14 protein-coding genes and 1 pseudogene are annotated in these 17,040 nt (G+C 69.4%); 7 read left to right on the forward strand and 8 right to left on the reverse strand.

Going from position 1 to position 17,040, the window contains the following annotated elements; genetic code table 11:
* Positions 1-391: 391 nt before the first annotated feature.
* The 5 genes from ACOJVU_RS15060 to ACOJVU_RS15080 all read right to left on the reverse strand — a co-directional run bounded on the left by ACOJVU_RS15060 (position 392) and on the right by ACOJVU_RS15080 (position 4,556).
* Positions 392-1,054 carry a nitroreductase gene (locus ACOJVU_RS15060; RefSeq protein WP_421530514.1) on the reverse strand — a complete coding sequence of 221 codons (663 nt, stop codon included), beginning with the start codon at positions 1,052-1,054 and terminating at the stop codon, positions 392-394.
* A 109-nt stretch (positions 1,055-1,163) separates the two neighbouring features.
* Positions 1,164-1,724: a NifU family protein gene (locus ACOJVU_RS15065; protein ID WP_421530537.1), complete on the reverse strand. Its 561-nt coding sequence runs from the start codon at positions 1,722-1,724 to the stop codon at positions 1,164-1,166.
* A 5-nt stretch (positions 1,725-1,729) separates the two neighbouring features.
* Positions 1,730-3,646, reverse strand: a complete 1,917-nt coding sequence (gene feoB / locus ACOJVU_RS15070) for a ferrous iron transporter B (protein WP_421530515.1) — start codon at positions 3,644-3,646, stop codon at positions 1,730-1,732.
* Positions 3,643-3,834 (reverse strand): FeoA family protein, encoded by a 192-nt coding sequence (locus ACOJVU_RS15075; RefSeq protein ID WP_421530516.1) that lies wholly within the window; start codon positions 3,832-3,834, stop codon positions 3,643-3,645. The genes feoB and ACOJVU_RS15075 overlap by 4 nt, the downstream gene beginning before the upstream one ends.
* A gap of 158 nt (positions 3,835-3,992) precedes the next feature.
* A complete protein-coding gene (locus tag ACOJVU_RS15080) occupies positions 3,993-4,556 on the reverse strand; it encodes a nucleotidyltransferase family protein (protein WP_421530517.1) in 564 nt (187 codons plus the stop codon).
* A gap of 163 nt (positions 4,557-4,719) precedes the next feature.
* On the opposite strand from ACOJVU_RS15080, the gene ACOJVU_RS15085 reads away from it, so the two are divergent.
* From ACOJVU_RS15085 to ACOJVU_RS15110, 6 genes and pseudogenes are all read left to right on the forward strand, one after another.
* Complete coding sequence (locus ACOJVU_RS15085) at positions 4,720-5,256, forward strand: hypothetical protein (RefSeq protein ID WP_421530538.1); 537 nt, start codon at positions 4,720-4,722, stop codon at positions 5,254-5,256.
* Between the two features lie 60 nt (positions 5,257-5,316).
* A complete protein-coding gene (locus tag ACOJVU_RS15090) occupies positions 5,317-5,799 on the forward strand; it encodes a hypothetical protein (RefSeq protein WP_421530518.1) in 483 nt (160 codons plus the stop codon).
* 96 nt (positions 5,800-5,895) lie between these two features.
* Positions 5,896-7,668: an Hsp70 family protein gene (locus ACOJVU_RS15095; protein ID WP_421530519.1), complete on the forward strand. Its 1,773-nt coding sequence runs from the start codon at positions 5,896-5,898 to the stop codon at positions 7,666-7,668.
* 176 nt (positions 7,669-7,844) lie between these two features.
* Positions 7,845-10,592, forward strand: coding sequence for a heterodisulfide reductase-related iron-sulfur binding cluster (locus ACOJVU_RS15100; protein WP_421530520.1), 2,748 nt, complete (start codon positions 7,845-7,847; stop codon positions 10,590-10,592).
* Between the two features lie 32 nt (positions 10,593-10,624).
* A pseudogene (locus ACOJVU_RS15105) lies at positions 10,625-11,913 on the forward strand (pyridoxal phosphate-dependent aminotransferase).
* An 11-nt stretch (positions 11,914-11,924) separates the two neighbouring features.
* Positions 11,925-13,220 (forward strand): YibE/F family protein, encoded by a 1,296-nt coding sequence (locus ACOJVU_RS15110; protein ID WP_421530521.1) that lies wholly within the window; start codon positions 11,925-11,927, stop codon positions 13,218-13,220.
* Here the strand turns inward: ACOJVU_RS15110 and rfbA are convergent.
* The 3 genes from rfbA to ACOJVU_RS15125 are packed head-to-tail and all read right to left on the reverse strand — an operon-like array spanning position 13,168 to position 15,237.
* Positions 13,168-14,037 (reverse strand): glucose-1-phosphate thymidylyltransferase RfbA, encoded by an 870-nt coding sequence (gene rfbA / locus ACOJVU_RS15115; protein WP_421530522.1) that lies wholly within the window; start codon positions 14,035-14,037, stop codon positions 13,168-13,170. The two genes, ACOJVU_RS15110 and rfbA, sit on opposite strands and share 53 nt — an antisense overlap.
* 9 nt (positions 14,038-14,046) lie before the next feature.
* On the reverse strand, positions 14,047-14,421 hold the full coding sequence (locus ACOJVU_RS15120) for a nuclear transport factor 2 family protein (protein ID WP_421530523.1): 375 nt from the start codon (positions 14,419-14,421) through the stop codon (positions 14,047-14,049).
* 51 nt (positions 14,422-14,472) lie between these two features.
* Positions 14,473-15,237: a maleylpyruvate isomerase family mycothiol-dependent enzyme gene (locus ACOJVU_RS15125; protein ID WP_421530539.1), complete on the reverse strand. Its 765-nt coding sequence runs from the start codon at positions 15,235-15,237 to the stop codon at positions 14,473-14,475.
* Between the two features lie 176 nt (positions 15,238-15,413).
* On the opposite strand from ACOJVU_RS15125, the gene ACOJVU_RS15130 reads away from it, so the two are divergent.
* The gene (locus ACOJVU_RS15130) at positions 15,414-17,036 is read left to right on the forward strand and encodes a peptide chain release factor 3 (protein WP_421530524.1); all 1,623 of its coding nucleotides are present in this window, start codon (positions 15,414-15,416) and stop codon (positions 17,034-17,036) included.
* Positions 17,037-17,040: the final 4 nt, after the last annotated feature.

Genomic DNA, 17,040 nt, shown 5'->3' on the forward strand with positions numbered 1-17,040 from the left:
CCGCCAACGGCGGCAACGGCGGCAACGCCGGGGTGACCATGAACGGGATGTCCGAAGCGGCGCTCTACGGCAACGGCGGCAATGGCGGCAATGACGGTGTCAACGGTGGCACCGGGGGCACCGGCGGCACCGCCGGCCTCTTCGGCGGCACCCCCGGGACGGACGGAACGTCGTAGCGCCGCCAACTGCCGCGGCCGGCTTCACGAAGCGGCTCAAATACGTTCTGCCCGAGTAGATCCGAGAGGGAGCCGTCGGTGGTCGCGGATGCAGTGGGTCAGTGCGATATTCGCGGAGTGGAGGTCGGCTTTTTTCGACCGGCACCGGCATCGGGTGGCAGCTCTGCGCCACCCCGTGCCGACTACCCATCGGCAGGCAACTCGCTGTGAGGCGCTTACTGCAAAAAGGTGACAGTCTCCGACAGCGGAGCTCGAGGTGTCCGCGGCCGCGGCACCGACGGATCGACAAATCCAATCGACATGCCGCAGAACAAAATACGTTGCGATGGTGGTGCGATGACCTCGGCAACGGTGCGATGATATTCCGCCCACGCGATCTGCGGACAGCTGTGCAGCCCTTCTGACCGCAGCAAGAGCATCACGGTCTGCAGGTAGATTCCTGCGTCGGCCCATTGCGGCGGCGGCATATCGCGGTCCAGATAGCAAAACAATGCCGTCGTGGCACCGTAGCAGTTCCAATTCTCGGCGCGCGCCCTGGCGCGCGCGGCGTGATCATCACGCGCGATGCCCAAGGCGCCATATTTGCGTTCCCCGAGATCTGCCAGGCGTTCCCGATAGGGCGCTTCCAACGGATTCGGATACATCGCGAATTCCAACGGGTCGCCCTGATCCCCACTCGCAACCCGCTCTGCGATTCGCCGCTTCAGCTCAGCGAGCCGAGCGCCGGAAACCACGTAGATGTGCCAAGGCTGCAGGTTGCCTCCCGATGGAGCGCGTGCCGCGGCGGTCAAGACTCTCGCAAGAACGTCCGTGTCCACCGGGTGATCGGTGAAGCCGTGGATCGACTGCCGCGACTGCACCGCGTCGTAGACATCCACATCGGACATCGTAGAGCACGAAACTCGGCGCCCTACCGCTTGCCGTCATAGGCGCAGGCCGACAGGTCTTTTCGGCGGGGCAGCAGCATCGAGGGGTATCGTCGCGTTCCTATCGAACCCATAACGAAAGCAGTTTTTTCCCGAATAACGCTGGACCAGAACGCTTCTCGCCGTAAACCGTGACCCGCTCGTCGACCCGTCGGCGCAGCTCGCCCTCGAGCTTGTCGTGCAGCGTGACCCCCGCGGCCGCGCACCCGCGGCAGGCGCCCGACATGCGCACGGTCACGTCCAGTCCGTCCACCGACACCAGCTCGATCGTCCCGCCGTGCGAACGCGCAAGCGCACCGATGGGCCCGGTGAGCAACTCCCGGACCACGCCGGCCAGCTCGGCGGTGGAATCCGGCGAACATTCGACCCGCCAGCCGGCCCGGTCGGCCAGTGCCTCGCCGAGCGCGGCGCGGACGCCGTCGCCCCACTCACGCCAGCTGTGGGCCGGGCCCAGCGTGATCACGATGTCGGCCGGGCGCACCGTGAGCTCCTCGATCACCCCGGCTTCGAGCAGCCCACCGAGCCGACCCGGGGCCTGCCGCACCGTGCCGCGAGGCGGCAGCCGGTCGGGCGGGACCACCCAGCGCAGCCGCTGCGGGTTGGCGGTGGCCGTGGCATGCATCGGGATCACGCGCCCAGGCCTATCGCGATCGCGCGTGCGGTGAACGCCATCGTCCAGGCCAGGACGAACATGTAGGAGAATGCGACAGCGGGCCAGCGCCAGGAGTTGGTCTCGCGGCGCATGACCGCGACGGTGGACATGCACTGCAGCGCGTAGACGAAGTACGCCAGCAGCGCGATCACGGTCGGCGCGGTGAACACCCGGTGGCCGGCATCGTCGGTCATGGTGGCCAGCGCCTCGCGCGGGTCGTCGGGATTGGTGGCCGCTGCCACCTGCCCGAGTGTGGAGACGAACACCTCGCGCGCCGAAAGGGAGCCGAGCAGCGCGATATTGGTGCGCCAGTCAAAACCCAGCGGCGCGAACACCGGCGCCACCGCCTTGCCCAGATCGGCGGCATAGCTGTGGTCGATCACGTAGGCGGCAGCCTGCGGCGGCGACATCTGCGCGGTCTCGTCCTCCCGCGCCGGCAGATTGAGCAGCACCCACAGGAGCAACGACGTGCCCAGGATGATGGTCCCGGCCTTGCGCAGGAACAGCTTTGCCGCGCTCCACATCGCGACGAGGGCCGTCTTCGCCGAGGGAAAGCGGTAGGGCGGCAGCTCCATCGTGAACGGCAGCAGATCGCTGCGCAGGATGGTCGACTTGAACAGCCAGGCGGCCAGCAGCGCCGAGGTGCCGCCGGCCAGATACAGCACGAACATGGTGGCGCCCTGCGCGTTGAGGCCCCACCAGCGTGTTTGCGGCGCGATCAGCATGCCGACCAGCAAGGTGAACACCGGCAGCCGCGCCGAGCAGGTCATCAGCGGTGCGCTGATGATCGTGGCGATGCGGTCCCGCGACGAGGGCAGGGTGCGAGTGGCCATGATCCCCGGGATCGCGCACGCGAACGACGACAGCATCGCCACGAACGCGCGGCCCTCCAGGCCGGTCCTGGCCATCACCTTGTCCATGAGGAACGCGGCTCGCGACATGTAACCGACGTTCTCCAGCACCGCGATGAGCATGAACAGCAACATGATCTGCGGGATGAACTGCAGCACGGTGCCCACGCCGCCGATCAGCCCCTGGCTCACCAGCCGGCCCACCACGTTGTTTCCGGTGCGGCCGGTCACCTGCTCGCCCAGCCAGCTGAAGCCCTGGCTGACCCAGTCCTGCAGCGGCGCGCCGGCGGCGAAGACGATCTGGAAGAAGCCGAACATCACCGCGAAGAAGATGACGACACCCCACAGCGGGTGCAGAACCACCGCGTCGATCCCGGAGGTGCGTCGATCAGGTTGCGGCGCAAGGTAATCCGCGGCCTGTAGCACCGATTTTCCCCAGGCGTCGACGGCATCGTGGTCGACCGGGGGCATCACCGCCGGCCGCGGCCACCGGTCCAAGGACGCGAGCCGGGCGCGCAGCGCATCGATGCCCGAGCCGCGGTGCCCGACGACCGCGACCACCGGGATTCCCAGCGCCGCCGACAACGCGTCGACGTCGATCCGGCCACCCCGGGCGGTCAATTCGTCGCCCATGGTCAACACCAGCAGACACGGCAGGTCGAGCCGCAGCACCTGCGCCACCAGCATGATCGAGCGGCGCAGGGTGGTGACGTCGGCAACGAGCACGATCGCATCCGGTCGGCCCGTGCCGGCGAAACCGCCGGCCAAGGTCTCGGCCACCACTTGCTCGTCGGGGCTGATCGGTTCGAGGCTGTAGGTGCCGGGCAGGTCCTCCACCGCGATCGTGAGGCCATCCACGGTGGTGGCGGTGCCGACGCTGCGCCCCACGGTCACGCCCGGGTAGTTGGCGGTCTTGGCGCGCAATCCGGTCAGGTGGTTGAACACACTGGTCTTGCCGGCGTTGGGACTGCCGACCAGGGCCACCCGCGGGGCGCCGGTGACGGTGACCGCGGCGCCGCCGTGGTCGTGGCACGAGGTCATCGAGCGGCTTCCGGAACGACTTCGATGAGCCGCGCTTCGCGGCTGCGCAGGCACAGCTCGGTGTCCTGGACCCGGTAGATGGTCGGGTCCCCCAGCGGCGCGCGACGGATCACGTCGACGTGAGCTGCGGGCCGAAAACCCAGCTGCACCAGACGCTGCGCCACGGCGGGCCTCGCGTCCGAGACCATGCCGACTACGGTTGCCCGTCGACCCGGCGCCACTTCGGCGAGCACGCTCGCTGAAGTGGATTGGCGCGCCCCGCTACGCGTCCGATTTCGCACTGACACATCCTGACAATAGTTAAGCCTTGCCTTACCAAGTTACACCCCGGCCCGGCGGACGCCCGCTACGCCGGATCGTCGATGTCCTCGCCGCCGGCGAGGTCGCCACACTCGACGTTATCGACGTCGGGCCTGTCGCGCAGGTAGGCCCCCGCGCCCTGGTCCCCGGCCAGCCGGGCCAGCACCGCGGGCCAGTGCCGGCGCGCGAGCACCACCGGATGCCCCGGCCTGCCGCCGAAGACCGCGCGCACCAGGCCGCTTTCCGAGCCGGCCACGCGCCCGAGCACCCGCGCCACCACGGCGGGTCCGACGTCGGGGGTGTCCACGACGTGCAGCACCGCGTAGTCGGCGCTCATGCGGTCTGCCGCGGCCAGACCCGCGCGCACCGACGCGCTCAGCCCCTCGCGCCAGCGCGACGCCGTGATCGCGGTGACCCCGGCAGGGGTCGGCACCGCGGCGGCGCCGAGCACCAGGACGACGTCGGTGCAGCCCCCGTCGCGCAGTGCGCCGACCGCGATGGCCAGCCAGCCCTCGACCAGGACCTTCGGCTTGCCGTACCGCCGCCCCGCTCCGGCGGCCAGCACGATTCCCACGTGCCGGGGCGGAGGTGTCGACTGCGGTAACCCCACTCTCCGATGATGACATCAGACCTGTCATCGATCGTGGCCGATTCGCCGGCATCCGCGGGCGCGTCACCGCAGGAGCCCGCACAACTTCGGTGAATAATCTGAATCCGGTATTTGACAGGTTCAGGAGCAGCTCGTGGGGTTGTGGCAGAAGGCACGGTGGGGTCTGGCCGGTGGTTCGCTGCTGCTCTCACCCGTGCTGGTGAGCGCCCTGCCGATCTCCGGCTGCAGTTCCAGCATCGAGGGCAGACCGGTCGCCGCGCCGGGTGCGGGGCCCGTGGAACCACGCTTTCCCACGCCGGGCCCGGCACCGTCGGCCACCGCTCCGCCGGCTCCCACCGGGCCGACCACGCCGTCCGGCGCCATCCCGCTGCGCCCCGACGACAACGGTTACGTGTTCATCGAAACCAAGTCCGGCCAGACGCGGTGCCAGATCAACAAGGACACCGTGGGCTGCGAGGCGCCGTTCACCGACTCCCCACTCAAGGACGGCGAGCACGCCAACGGCGTCAGCATCACCGCGGGTGGCGCCGTGCAGTGGGTGCTGGGCAATCTGGGCGCCATCCCGACCGTCGCGATCGATTACAAGACCTACGAGGCGCAGGGCTGGACGATCAGTGCCACCCCCGAGGGCACCCGCTTCACCAACGACAAAACCGGCCACGGCATGTTCGTCAGCGTCGAGCAGGTCGACACGTTCTGAGCAGCGGTTCGTCCGGACGGCGGCGACGGCAACGTTCCCGGCGCCCGTAGCATCGGAGCCGTGGCACCCTACGGTCCACCCGACGATTTTCACAACGAACCGACCGAGCATGCCACGTGGGGTTCGGGCGCACACCCGCCGCAGGGCCCACCGTCGGCCTCCGACACTTTCGACCAGGCAGAAGAGCCGGCCCTCTGGTACCGCAGGCCCGCGCTCCTGGCGGGTTGGGTGGTACTCGTCCTGATCCTGATCGGGCTGATCGTCTTCGGCATCGTCGAATTGATCGACGGCGACCAGGGCAGTGGCAACGCCCCGTCGACCAGCACGACCAGCACCCCCTCACCCACGACCACGACGACCACCACGACCACCACGACCACCGGCAGCTCGGCCGCGCCGGCGCCACCACCAGCGCAGCATCCCGCCCCGCAGCCGACGCGCCAGAGCGCCCCGCCGCGACATCATCACCTGCCGCACCTGCCGTCGGAGATCACCATCCCGGAGGTGCCGACGGTGATCACGCTGCCGCCCGGCCTGCCCTGAGGCACACCGCCGCGTCACCGGGGCCATGGACCGCCCACACCCTTAGACTCGCTGCAATCCGCGGCGGGCGGCTGACAACGGACGCAGGGGTGCCAGATGAGCGAGTCGCTGGGGTTGTCGATCGGGGTGGCCAACCTGGTCGCAGCCCACCCGGGCGGGGCTCCGGTGCGCCGCAGCGCCGTGGTGACGCTCTACGAGCGCCGGGCAACCGAGGTCGGCGTGCCGCAGGAGAACCCGAACCTCACCGAGCCCGGGCTGGTGCTGCGGGGCTTCGTCGAACGGGTCGGCGACCGGGCTCCGCTGGTGGCGGCCGACGGGACGAAATACCTCGGCGAGGTGTTGACCGTCGAGGCGATCGAGGCGATGGCCCGCACGGTCGGCTCGGGAACCCCGATCACGGTCGCGGTGCCGGCGTACTGGTCGCAGGCCCAGGTCAACGCGCTGCGCGAGGAGTTCTTCGCCCAGCCCGACCTGGCGTCCCGCGGCGTGCCCCCGCTGCTGCTCTCCGACGCCACGACGGCGCTCGCGGCCCTGCGGGTCGGGCCTGGGCTGCCGACCGCCGGGGTCGTGGTCGTCTGCGACTTCGGCGCCGGCGGCACCAGCGTCACGCTCAGCGATGCGGGATCGGACTTCCGGCAGCTCGCGCCGTCGCTGCACTACACCGACTTCTCCGGCGACGGGATCGACCGGCTCATCCTCGGTCAGGTGCGGAGGGCCGCACCCGAGGGCGACGCGACGATGGCGATGGGATCGCTGACCCGACTGCTCGGCCAGTGCCGGTATGCCAAGGAACAACTGTCGACGGCCGCCGCGGCCACCGTCCCCGGAGTCCCCGCGGCATCCGGCGACCAGGCCCGGCTGACCCGTGCCGACCTCGAGCAGCTCATCTCCGAACCGCTGGACAGTTTCCTCGACACCGTCGCAGAAGCGTTGCAACGCAACGGGATTGCCCGGTCCCGGGTGGCCGCCGTGGCGGTCGTCGGGGGCGGCGCCGAGATTCCGTTGATCACGACGCGGCTGTCGGGGCGGCTGGGGTTGCCGGTCCTGGTCGCACCGAAGCCCGGATACAGCGCCGCGATCGGCGCGGCGCTGCTCGGCGAGCAGCGGGCGCCGGCGGCAGTCCCGACCGCGGCCGGCCCGGTCGTCGAGAACCCCACCGAGATGGTCGGCGCCGCGCCCGATGACATGACCCGAGCCGCGGGGGCTGTCGCCGGCAACCCGGACGACTACCAACCGGTGGCCTGGTCCCAAGACGCCGACGAGGAGGACAACGAGGAAGACGTGGTCCCCTACACCGGTCCCGAGTACACCGGCGGTTACGGGCGCGAGCCCCGGGCCGACGACGCCGGCCAAGATGCGCCGCTGCCGTGGTACAAGCGCAGCGCGCTGGTGTTGAGCCTGGCTGGCGCGGGAGCCGCCGTTCTGCTCGCCGTGCTGCTCGCGCTCACACTGGGCCGCGACAAACCGGGTCGGCCAGGCCCGCCGACGCCGACACCGACGCCGCAGACCGTGACCGTGACCGGGCCGAACAACAGCCCCACCGTGTCGGTCATCCCGCCGCCGTCCCCGTCCACCGCGCCGACCACCACCACCGCTGCCGCACCGAGCACCAGCGCGCCGACCACCACTACGGCACCGAGCACCAGCGCACCGACCACCACGGCACCGACCACCACCACGTCGGCACCGGTAACCACAGCAACCACGACCGCGACCCAAGCCCCCACGACCACCGGCACCACGGCGACCGCGCCGAGCACGACAGAGCAGGCGATCACGACGACACCGCGCGCGCCCACGAGTGATCAGGCGACGCCCAGCCTCGAGCCGACGTCTGGCGCCAACGCCGCCGCCATCGACGGACAGTGACCGCCGCGTTCCGGCGAATCCGCCCCGGGACGGCCGCAACCGCAGGCCAGGGGCACCGTCGGAGGCAAAGTTAGGGCACCCTTTCTCGCGTCGAAAGCCCCGGGGATGCCACTATGAGCAGGGCTAAGCAGGCAAATCGAGCAGGCTGAATCAACGATGCATTGGGGAGACCTTCTGTGACCACGCAGATGCTCATCAGACTGACAGTGGGCATGGGCATGACTCTGGTCGTGTTCGCACTGGCCGCCCGGCGGGTCTGGTGGCTGTTCAAGCTCACCACCTCCGGACAGCCGGCCCCCGGACACACCGACGACCCCGGCCGACGGGTCTGGACGGAGATCTCCGAGGTCTTCGGGCAGCGCCGCCTGCTGAAATGGTCGATCCCCGGCCTGGCGCACTTTTTCACCATGTGGGGATTTTTCATCCTGCTCACGGTCTACATCGAGGCCTACGGATTCCTGTTCCAGGCCAACTTCCACATCCCGATCATCGGGCGCTGGGACGCGCTGGGCTTCCTGCAGGACTTTTTCGCCACCGCCGTCTTCCTCGGCATCACGACCTTCGCGATCATCCGCACCGTCCGCAACCCACGCGAGATCGGGCGCAGCTCACGGTTCTACGGCTCGCACAATGGCGGGGCGTGGCTGGTCCTGTTCATGATCTTCAACGTCATCTGGACCTACGTGCTGGTCCGCGGGTCGGCGGTGAACAACGGCACCCTGCCCTACGACAAGGGCGCGTTCCTGTCGCAGCTGTCCGGCGCGATCCTGCGTCCGCTCGGCCAACCGGCCAACGAGATCATCGAGACGGCGGCGCTGCTGGCGCACATCGCGGTCATGCTGGCTTTCCTGGTCATCGTGTTGCACTCCAAGCACCTGCATATTTTCACGGCGCCGATCAACGTGATCTTCAAGCGGTTGCCCGACGGGCTGGGCCCGCTGCTGCCGATCGAGGCCGACGGCAGGCCGATCGACTTCGAGAACCCGCCCGACGACGCACGGTTCGGCCGCGGCAAGATCGAGGACTTCAGCTGGAAGGCGATGCTGGACTTCGCGACCTGCACCGAATGCGGCCGTTGCCAGTCGCAGTGCCCAGCCTGGAACACCGGCAAGCCGCTGTCGCCCAAGCTCGTCATCATGGATTTACGCGACCACTGGATGGCCAAGGCGCCCTACATCCTGGGCGAGAAGCAGGCGCAGCCACTCGAGGGACTCGACCTCGAATCGACTCACGAACAGGGCCACCATGTGCCCGAGTCCGGGTTCGGCCGGGTACCCGGCCACGGCCCCGAGCAGGCGGCACGTCCGCTGGTCGGCACCGCCGAGCAGGGTGGCGTGATCGATCCCGACGTGCTGTGGTCCTGCGTGAGCTGCGGGGCCTGTGTCGAGCAGTGCCCGGTCGACATCGAGCACGTCGATCACATCATTGATATGCGCCGCTACCAGGTGATGATGGAGTCGGAGTTTCCCTCCGAGCTGTCGATGCTCTTCAAGAACCTGGAGAACAAGGGCAACCCGTGGGGGCAGAACGCGTCGGACCGCACCAACTGGATCGACGAGGTCGACTTCGATGTTCCCGTCTACGGCCGGGACGTGGAGAGCTTCGACGGCTACGAGTACCTGTTCTGGGTGGGCTGCGCCGGCGCCTACGACGACAGGGCCAAGAAGACCACCAAGGCCGTCGCCGAACTGCTGGCGGTCGCCGGGGTGAAGTACCTGGTGCTGGGCGCCGGAGAGTCCTGCAACGGCGACTCCGCGCGCCGCTCGGGCAACGAGTTCCTGTTCCAGCAGCTCGCCCAGCAGGCCGTCGAGACCTTGGACGGGGTGTTCGAGGGGGTGGAGACCGTCGACCGCAAGATCGTCGTCACCTGCCCGCACTGCTTCAACACCCTGGGTCGCGAGTACCGCCAACTCGGCGCCAACTACTCGGTGCTGCACCACACCCAGCTGCTCAACCGGCTCATCCGCGACAACAAGCTGGTCCCGGTCAGCCCGGTGTCCCAGGACATCACCTACCACGACCCCTGCTATCTGGGTCGGCACAACAAGGTGTACGAGGCCCCGCGCGAGCTGATCGGGGCCGCCGGGGCCACGCTCACCGAGATGCCGCGGCACGCCGAGCGCAGCTTCTGCTGCGGCGCGGGCGGCGCGCGGATGTGGATGGAAGAGCACATCGGCAAGCGGATCAACCACGAACGCGTCGACGAGGCCCTGGCCACCGGGGCCGCGACCGTCGCCACCGCCTGCCCGTTCTGCCGGGTGATGGTCACCGACGGCGTCAACGACCGGCAGGAGGAGGCCGGCCGCGAGGGCGTCGAGGTGATGGACGTCGCGCAGATCCTGCTCGCGTCGCTCGAGTACGACAAGGCCACGCTGCCGGCGAAGGGCGCGGCCGCCGAAGCCGCGGAGAAGGCCGAACCCAAGCCCAAGCCGAAGCCCGTACCCAAGGCCGAGGCCGCCGCCGCGCCTGCCGCACCCGCGGAGGCGACGGCCACAGCCGAGGAGCCCGCCAAGGCCGCCCCCGCCAAGGCCGCCCCCGCCAAGGGCCTGGGCATCGCCGGCGGCGCCAAGCGGCCCGGCGCCAAGAAGGCCGTGCCCGCAACACAGGCACAGGCACAGGCACAGGCACCGGAGAAGGCACCGGACAGCGCCGAGGACAAAGCCGAAGCCGAGTCGCAGGCCCCCGCCGCGCCCGTCAAGGGCCTGGGAATTGCCGCCGGCGCCAAGCGGCCCGGCGCGAAGAAGGCCGCGCCCGCAACACAGGCACAGGCACAGGCACAGGCACAGGAGAAAGCGCCGGACAGCGTCGAGAACAATCCCCAGAACAAGCCCGAGGCCAAGCCCGGGAACGAGCCGGAAACCTCCGCACCGCCCGTCAAGGGGTTGGGCATCGCCCGCGGTGCCCGGCCGCCCGGGAAGCGGTGACCACCCGATCGACGCCGGTCAGCACAATATCGGTGGACAGTGGTGGCACCATGGTGAGGTGACAACTCACCAACTGCCTGTGCAAACTACCGGTCATCACCGGCAACGGGTGCTCGCGCAGTCGTCGAAGCTGCAGGACGTCCTGTACGAGATCCGCGGCCCGATACACCAGCACGCCGCGCGGCTGGAGGCCGAAGGGCACCGCATCCTCAAGCTCAACATCGGCAACCCGGCGCCGTTCGGGTTCGAGGCGCCCGACGTCATCGTGCGCGACATGATCCAGGCGCTGCCGTACGCCCAGGGCTACTCCGACTCCCAGGGCATCCTGCCGGCCCGGCGTGCGGTGGTCACCCGCTACGAGCTGGTCGAGGGGTTCCCCCGGTTCGACGTCGACGATGTCTACCTGGGCAACGGCGTCTCTGAGCTGATCACGATGACGCTGCAGGCCCTGCTCGACAACGGCGACCAGGTGTTGATCCCGTCGCCGGACTACCCGCTGTGGACGGCGTCGACCTCCCTGGCCGGCGGCACGCCCGTGCACTATCTGTGCGACGAGACCCAGGGCTGGCAGCCCGACCTCGCCGACCTGGAGTCCAAGATCACCGAGCGCACCAAAGCGCTGGTCGTGATCAACCCGAACAACCCGACGGGCGCGGTGTACAGCCGTGAGGTCCTGACCCAGATGGTCGACCTGGCGCGCCGTCACCAGCTGCTGCTGCTCGCCGACGAGATCTACGACAAGATCCTCTACGACGACGCCGAGCACATCAGCGTGGCCGCGCTGGCACCCGACATGCTGTGCCTGACGTTCAACGGCCTGTCCAAGGCGTATCGGGTCGCGGGCTACCGGGCCGGCTGGCTGGCGATCACCGGGCCCAAGGACCATGCCGGCAGCTTCATCGAGGGCATCAGCCTGCTGGCCAACATGCGGCTGTGTCCCAACGTGCCCGCCCAGCACGGCATCCAGGTCGCCCTCGGCGGCCACCAGAGCATCGAGGACTTGGTGCTGCCCGGCGGCCGGCTGCTCGAACAGCGCGACCTCGCCTGGGAGAAGCTCAACCAGATCCCCGGCGTGTCCTGCGTGAAGCCGCAGGGCGCGCTGTACGCGTTCCCGCGCCTCGACCCGGAAATCTACGACATCGAAGACGACGAGCAGCTGGTCCTCGACCTGCTGCTGCAGGAAAAGATCCTGGTCACCCAGGGCACCGGATTCAACTGGCCGGCACCGGATCACCTGCGCATCGTGACGCTGCCGTGGGCCCGCGACCTGGCGGCGGCAATCGAGCGTCTGGGTAACTTCCTGGTCGGCTACCGGAGGTAGACCGCTCTAACGTGGTGCGGGTGACGCACGTACACCCGCACCACCACTCACACGACGTGTCGCGCGGCCCGTCGCCGCTGGGCCCGCTGCCGGCCAAGATCGTGGTCGGGCTGCTGGTCGGCATCGGGGTGGCCGTGCTCGCCGGTGCGGTCTTACTCTGGCCGAGCCGCCAGCACGTCGACATCCCGATGCCGTTGGGCAACGCGTCCGGCGGCGCGGTGACCACCGAGCGCGGACATGTGCTGTCCAGCGCGCTGGGCGCCTGCGGCAGCCCTTCGGCCGGTCAGGTGCTCACCACTGCGCCGCTGACCGGCATCCCGGGCGCCGGGCAGTGTGCGTCAACCCTGGTGGCAATCGATTCCGGACCCAACGCCGGTGCCGACACCGTGCTCGAAGCCTCCCCTGGGCCTGATCAGCCCCGGCTGGCGCCCGGCGATCAGGTCCGGCTGATCCGCCAGGTCGACGACCGGGGCGCGACCAGCTATGCGTTCTACGACTTCGAGCGGGGCTGGCCGCTGGTCGCGCTCGCGCTCGTGTTCGCGGTGGTGATCGTCGCAGTGGCCCGCTGGCGGGGCCTGCTCGCCCTGGTCGGCATCGTGGTCGCGTTCGCTGTCCTGGTGGTGTTCCTGCTGCCGGCGCTGCGCGACGGCGCACCCGCGGTGCCCGTGGCGCTGGTGGCCTCGGCAGCGATCCTCTACGTGGTGATCTACCTGGCGCACGGGGTGAGCCTGCGGACCAGCGCCGCACTGCTGGGCACCCTGTCCTCGCTGCTGCTGGCGGCGGCATTATCCTGGGCGGCAATCGATTTGGCACATCTCACCGGGCTTTCAGACGAGCAGAACGCTCAGGTCGCCGCCTACCTGGGCCATGTGTCGATCAGCGGGCTGCTGCTGGCGGGGTTCATCATCGGGTCCCTCGGAGTGCTCAACGACGTGACCGTGACGCAGGCCTCGACCGTGTTCGAGCTGGCGAATCTGGGCGGCCAGAGTTCGCGACGCGCCATCTTCCTGGGTGCGATCCGGGTGGGCCGCGACCACATCGCCAGCACCGTGTACACGCTGATGCTGGCCTACGCCGGGACCTCGCTGCCGCTGCTGCTGCTGTTCAGCGTGGCGAACCGCTCGCTCGGTGATGTGCTGATGAGCGAGAGTGTGGCCATCGAGGTGGCCCGGGCCGCGGTGGGCGGCATCGCGCTGGCGCTGTCGGTGCCGTTGACGACGGCGGTCGCCGCGGTGCTGGCAAAACCCTCGGGCGTCAGCGCCGCTGTTCCAACAGTTCCAGCAGGTAGCCGCCATAGCCGGACTTGACCAGGGTGCGCGCACGCGCGGCCAGCTCGTCGTCGCTGATCCACCCCTGCGCCCAGGAGATCTCCTCGGGGACGCTGACCTTGAGACCTTGGCGCCGTTCCAGCGTGCGGACGTAGTCGCTGGCGTCCAGCAACGAGTCGAAGGTGCCGGTGTCCAACCACGCCGTCCCGCGGGCAAGCACCTCGACCTTGAGCCGGCCCCGGTTCAGGTAGATCTGGTTGACCCCGGTGATCTCGTACTCGCCGCGGTCGGACTTCTCGAGCCCCTTGGCGATCTCGATCACGTCGTTGTCGTAGAAGTACAAACCGGGGACCGCGTACTGCGACTTCGGCGTGGCGGGCTTCTCCTCCAGCGACAGCGCCGTGCCGTCGGCGCTGAACTCGACGACACCATAGGCCGACGGGTTGGCCACCCAGTACGCGAAAATCGCTCCGCCATCCAGAGATTGGAACCGGCTCAGGCTGGTACCCAACCCCGGCCCGTAGAAGATGTTGTCGCCCAGCACCAGTGCCACCGAATCGTTGCCGATGTGGTCGGCGCCCAGGACGAAGGCCTGCGCCAGGCCGTCGGGGCGCTCCTGGGTCACGTAGCGCAGGTTGATGCCGAACTGCGCGCCGTCGCCCAGGAGCCGCTGAAAGCCCGCCGCGTCATGCGGGGTGGTGATCACCAGGATGTCGCGGATCCCGGCCATCATCAGCGTGGACAGCGGGTAATAGATCATCGGTTTGTCGTACACCGGCAGCAACTGCTTGCTGATCCCCTGGGTGATCGGGTGCAGGCGCGTGCCGGATCCCCCGGCCAGGATGATTCCCCGCATGCGTGTCTCCTACTGGACGAGGTCGGACTCGGTGAGTTCGGTGGCCACCAGCGCCGACGCCAGGTCGTGGTGGCGGAACACCGAGGTGACGTGATCGTGGACCACCCGGAACGCCGAGGCGGCGACTGCGCCTGCGCCGGGTTCGTCGGGATCGTCGATCTTCTGCTCGACGACCACGACGCCGTCGTGCACGTACATCCGGCCGACCTCGGCCGTCTCACGGCGGGACGCGACCCAGTTGCGCAGCGCCTCGTGGCCCTGGGCGGCCCCGTGGGCGTCGCCGATGTCGATGTCGTCGCTGGACAACGCGACCAGGGTGTCGACGTCGGAGGCGTTGAGGGCGTCATGCCACGCCAGAACGGTGGCGATCTCCGATGTGGTCATGGGTGCAAAGTACCGTGTGCGGCGCGCCCCGTTGCCGGAAGCCCGTCGTTGCTAGAAGGGGGTCCGGTCCAGCCAGTTCTGCCACACGGTGTCGTCGCCGAACAGCCCGATGCCCGTCTCGGACAGCGGCGCCCGACGCACCAACGCCAGCAACAGCTCGGTGGCGCCGCCCCGCAGGGCCGCGGTGCCCTTGCCGTGCTCGTGGCACCAGCCGATCCGGCCGTCCTCGACGGCGATGGTCCACTCGCCGGCCTCGCCCAGGCCGGCGTCGGTGGCGTGCAGGTGCAGGGTCTGGCCGTCCGCGAGCGGCAGCTGCGCGCCGTCCCCGCCGGCTCTGACCACCACGCGCTCCAGGTATTCGGTGATGCCGTCGGCCGCGATCTCCGGCGCCAGCGTGAACTCACTGTCGACGGCGATGGCCGCGTCGGCCCGATGCACGGCGATCTCGTGCAGCCAGCGCCGGACCCACCAATTCGCCGGGCGCGGCCCGAGGAATGTCCACACCGGTGTGTCCGCACCGGTCCGCTCCACCGCGTCGATCAGGCGCCGGGCACCGTCCTGCAGCCACGAGATCGCGTCGGCGGAATCCGGCGGCGGCTTGCCGCCCTCGACATCGCGGAAGTCGAGAGCATGGTCGAGCTTGTCCCGGACGATGTGGGCCGCCCAGAGCTGACCCCGCCCGACATGGCGAAAAAGCTGCTTGAGCGTCCAACCTGGGCAGGTCGGCACCGGCGTCACGTCGTCGGCATCCCGGCCGCCACCGAACAGCTCGGCGAAGACGCGGTTTTCGTCGAGGAATGCGGCGGCGTAGTCCACGCCGGCCAGGCTACCCTGCCGGGGATGCACGAACTCCCCCTCGCCGAGAAGACAGTGGCGCATCCCCGGGTGCGGTCCCGCGTCTCGCGACCCACGCAACTCTACCTTGAGGTAAGAGTCATGTAAGGTGGCCCGGCAGCGGTGCCGCGCAGGCGCCACACGATCAAGGAGTGCCGATGGCCGCCCCCGACTCGGCGTCGCCGAGCGCCTCGGAGATCGCTGGAGAGGCGCTTCGACGACGCACGTTCGCGGTCATCAGCCACCCCGACGCCGGCAAGTCCACGCTCACCGAGGCGGTGATGCTGCACGCGCGGGTGATCTCCGAAGCCGGCGCCGTCCACGGCAAGGCGGGACGCAAATCGACCGTGTCGGACTGGATGGACATGGAGAAGGCGCGCGGCATCTCCATCTCGTCGACCGCGCTGCAGTTCGCCTACCACCACCGCGGCGGCGCCGACTGTGTGGTCAACCTGGTCGACACCCCCGGGCACGCCGACTTCTCCGAGGACACCTACCGCGTGCTGTCGGCCGTGGACTGCGCGGTGATGCTGATCGACGCGGCCAAGGGCCTGGAACCGCAGACTCTGAAACTGTTCCAGGTGTGCCGCCACCGGGGCATCCCGATCATCACGGTGATCAACAAGTGGGACCGCCCCGGCCGGGACGCCCTGGAGTTGCTCGACGAGATCGAGCGCCGGATCGGTCTGCGTCCGACACCGCTGACCTGGCCGGTCGGGATCGCGGGGAACTTCCACGGCGTCATCGACCGCGCCACCGGTGAATTCGTGCGGTTCACCCGCACCGCCGGCGGGGCGACACTCGCGCCGGAGGAACGGATGGGCGCCCACCGTGCGCGTGAGCTGACCGGGGCCGACTTCGACACCGCGCAGGAGGAATGCGCACTGCTGTCGGCCGACGGCGCCGACTTCGACCGGGAGACCTTTCTGGCGGGACGGACCACGCCGGTGCTGTTCACCTCGGCGATCCTCAACTTCGGGGTGAGCCAGCTGCTGGACGGCCTCATCGAGCACGCCCCCGCCCCGCAGGCCCCGGTCGACGTCACCGGGCGTCAGCGCGCCGTCGACGCGCCGTTCAGCGCCCTCGTGTTCAAGGTGCAGGCGGGCATGGACTCGGCCCACCGCGACCGGGTCGCCTTCGCCCGGGTGTGCTCGGGTGCCTTCCGCCGAGGTGACGTCATCACCCATGCCGCCAGCGGGCGGCCGTTCACCACCAAGTACGCGCAGTCGGTGTTCGGGCAACAGCGCACCAGCCTCGACACCGCCTATCCCGGCGACGTGATCGGCCTGGTCAACGCGACCGCTCTGCGGCCCGGTGACACGCTCTACGTCGACGAGCCGGTGGAGTATCCGGCGATCCCGAGCTTCTCCCCCGAACACTTCGCCGTAGCCCGGGGCTCCGACACCAGCAAGCACAAGCAGTTTCGGCGCGGGATCGCCCAGCTCGAGCAGGAGGGCGTGGTCCAGGTGCTGCGCTCGGATCTGCGCGGTGACCAGGCACCGGTGCTGGCCGCCGTCGGCCCCATGCAGTTCGAGGTGGCCAGCCACCGCATGGGAGGCGAGCTGAGCGCGCCGATCCAGCTCGAGCACCTGAACTACACCGTCGCGCGCCGCACCCGCCCGGAGGACGCCCAGTTCCTGCAGGCCCAACGCGGCGTCGAGGTGCTGACCCGCACCGACGGCGCGCTGCTGGCGCTGTTCTCGGACAAATGGTGGATGGAGACCCTCCTGCGCAACAACCCAGACCTGGTGCTGGAGCCGCTGATCGCGGCCGCGGACTGACATG

The organism is Mycobacterium sp. THU-M104 (assembly GCF_049197365.1).
In the GTDB taxonomy this organism is placed as follows: Bacteria; Actinomycetota; Actinomycetes; order Mycobacteriales; family Mycobacteriaceae; genus Mycobacterium.

What these genes read in the sequence shown, in the direction of transcription:
- ACOJVU_RS15065 (WP_421530537.1), bottom strand. Translation starts at nt 1,724, where the DNA reads ATGCATGCCACGGCCACCGCCAACCCGCAGCGGCTGCGCTGGGTGGTC.
- feoB (WP_421530515.1), bottom strand. Translation starts at nt 3,646, where the DNA reads ATGACCTCGTGCCACGACCACGGCGGCGCCGCGGTCACCGTCACCGGC.
- ACOJVU_RS15075 (WP_421530516.1), bottom strand. Translation starts at nt 3,834, where the DNA reads ATGGTCTCGGACGCGAGGCCCGCCGTGGCGCAGCGTCTGGTGCAGCTG.
- ACOJVU_RS15095 (WP_421530519.1), top strand. Translation starts at nt 5,896, where the DNA reads ATGAGCGAGTCGCTGGGGTTGTCGATCGGGGTGGCCAACCTGGTCGCA.
- rfbA (WP_421530522.1), bottom strand. Translation starts at nt 14,037, where the DNA reads ATGCGGGGAATCATCCTGGCCGGGGGATCCGGCACGCGCCTGCACCCG.
- ACOJVU_RS15120 (WP_421530523.1), bottom strand. Translation starts at nt 14,421, where the DNA reads ATGACCACATCGGAGATCGCCACCGTTCTGGCGTGGCATGACGCCCTC.
- ACOJVU_RS15130 (WP_421530524.1), top strand. Translation starts at nt 15,414, where the DNA reads ATGGCCGCCCCCGACTCGGCGTCGCCGAGCGCCTCGGAGATCGCTGGA.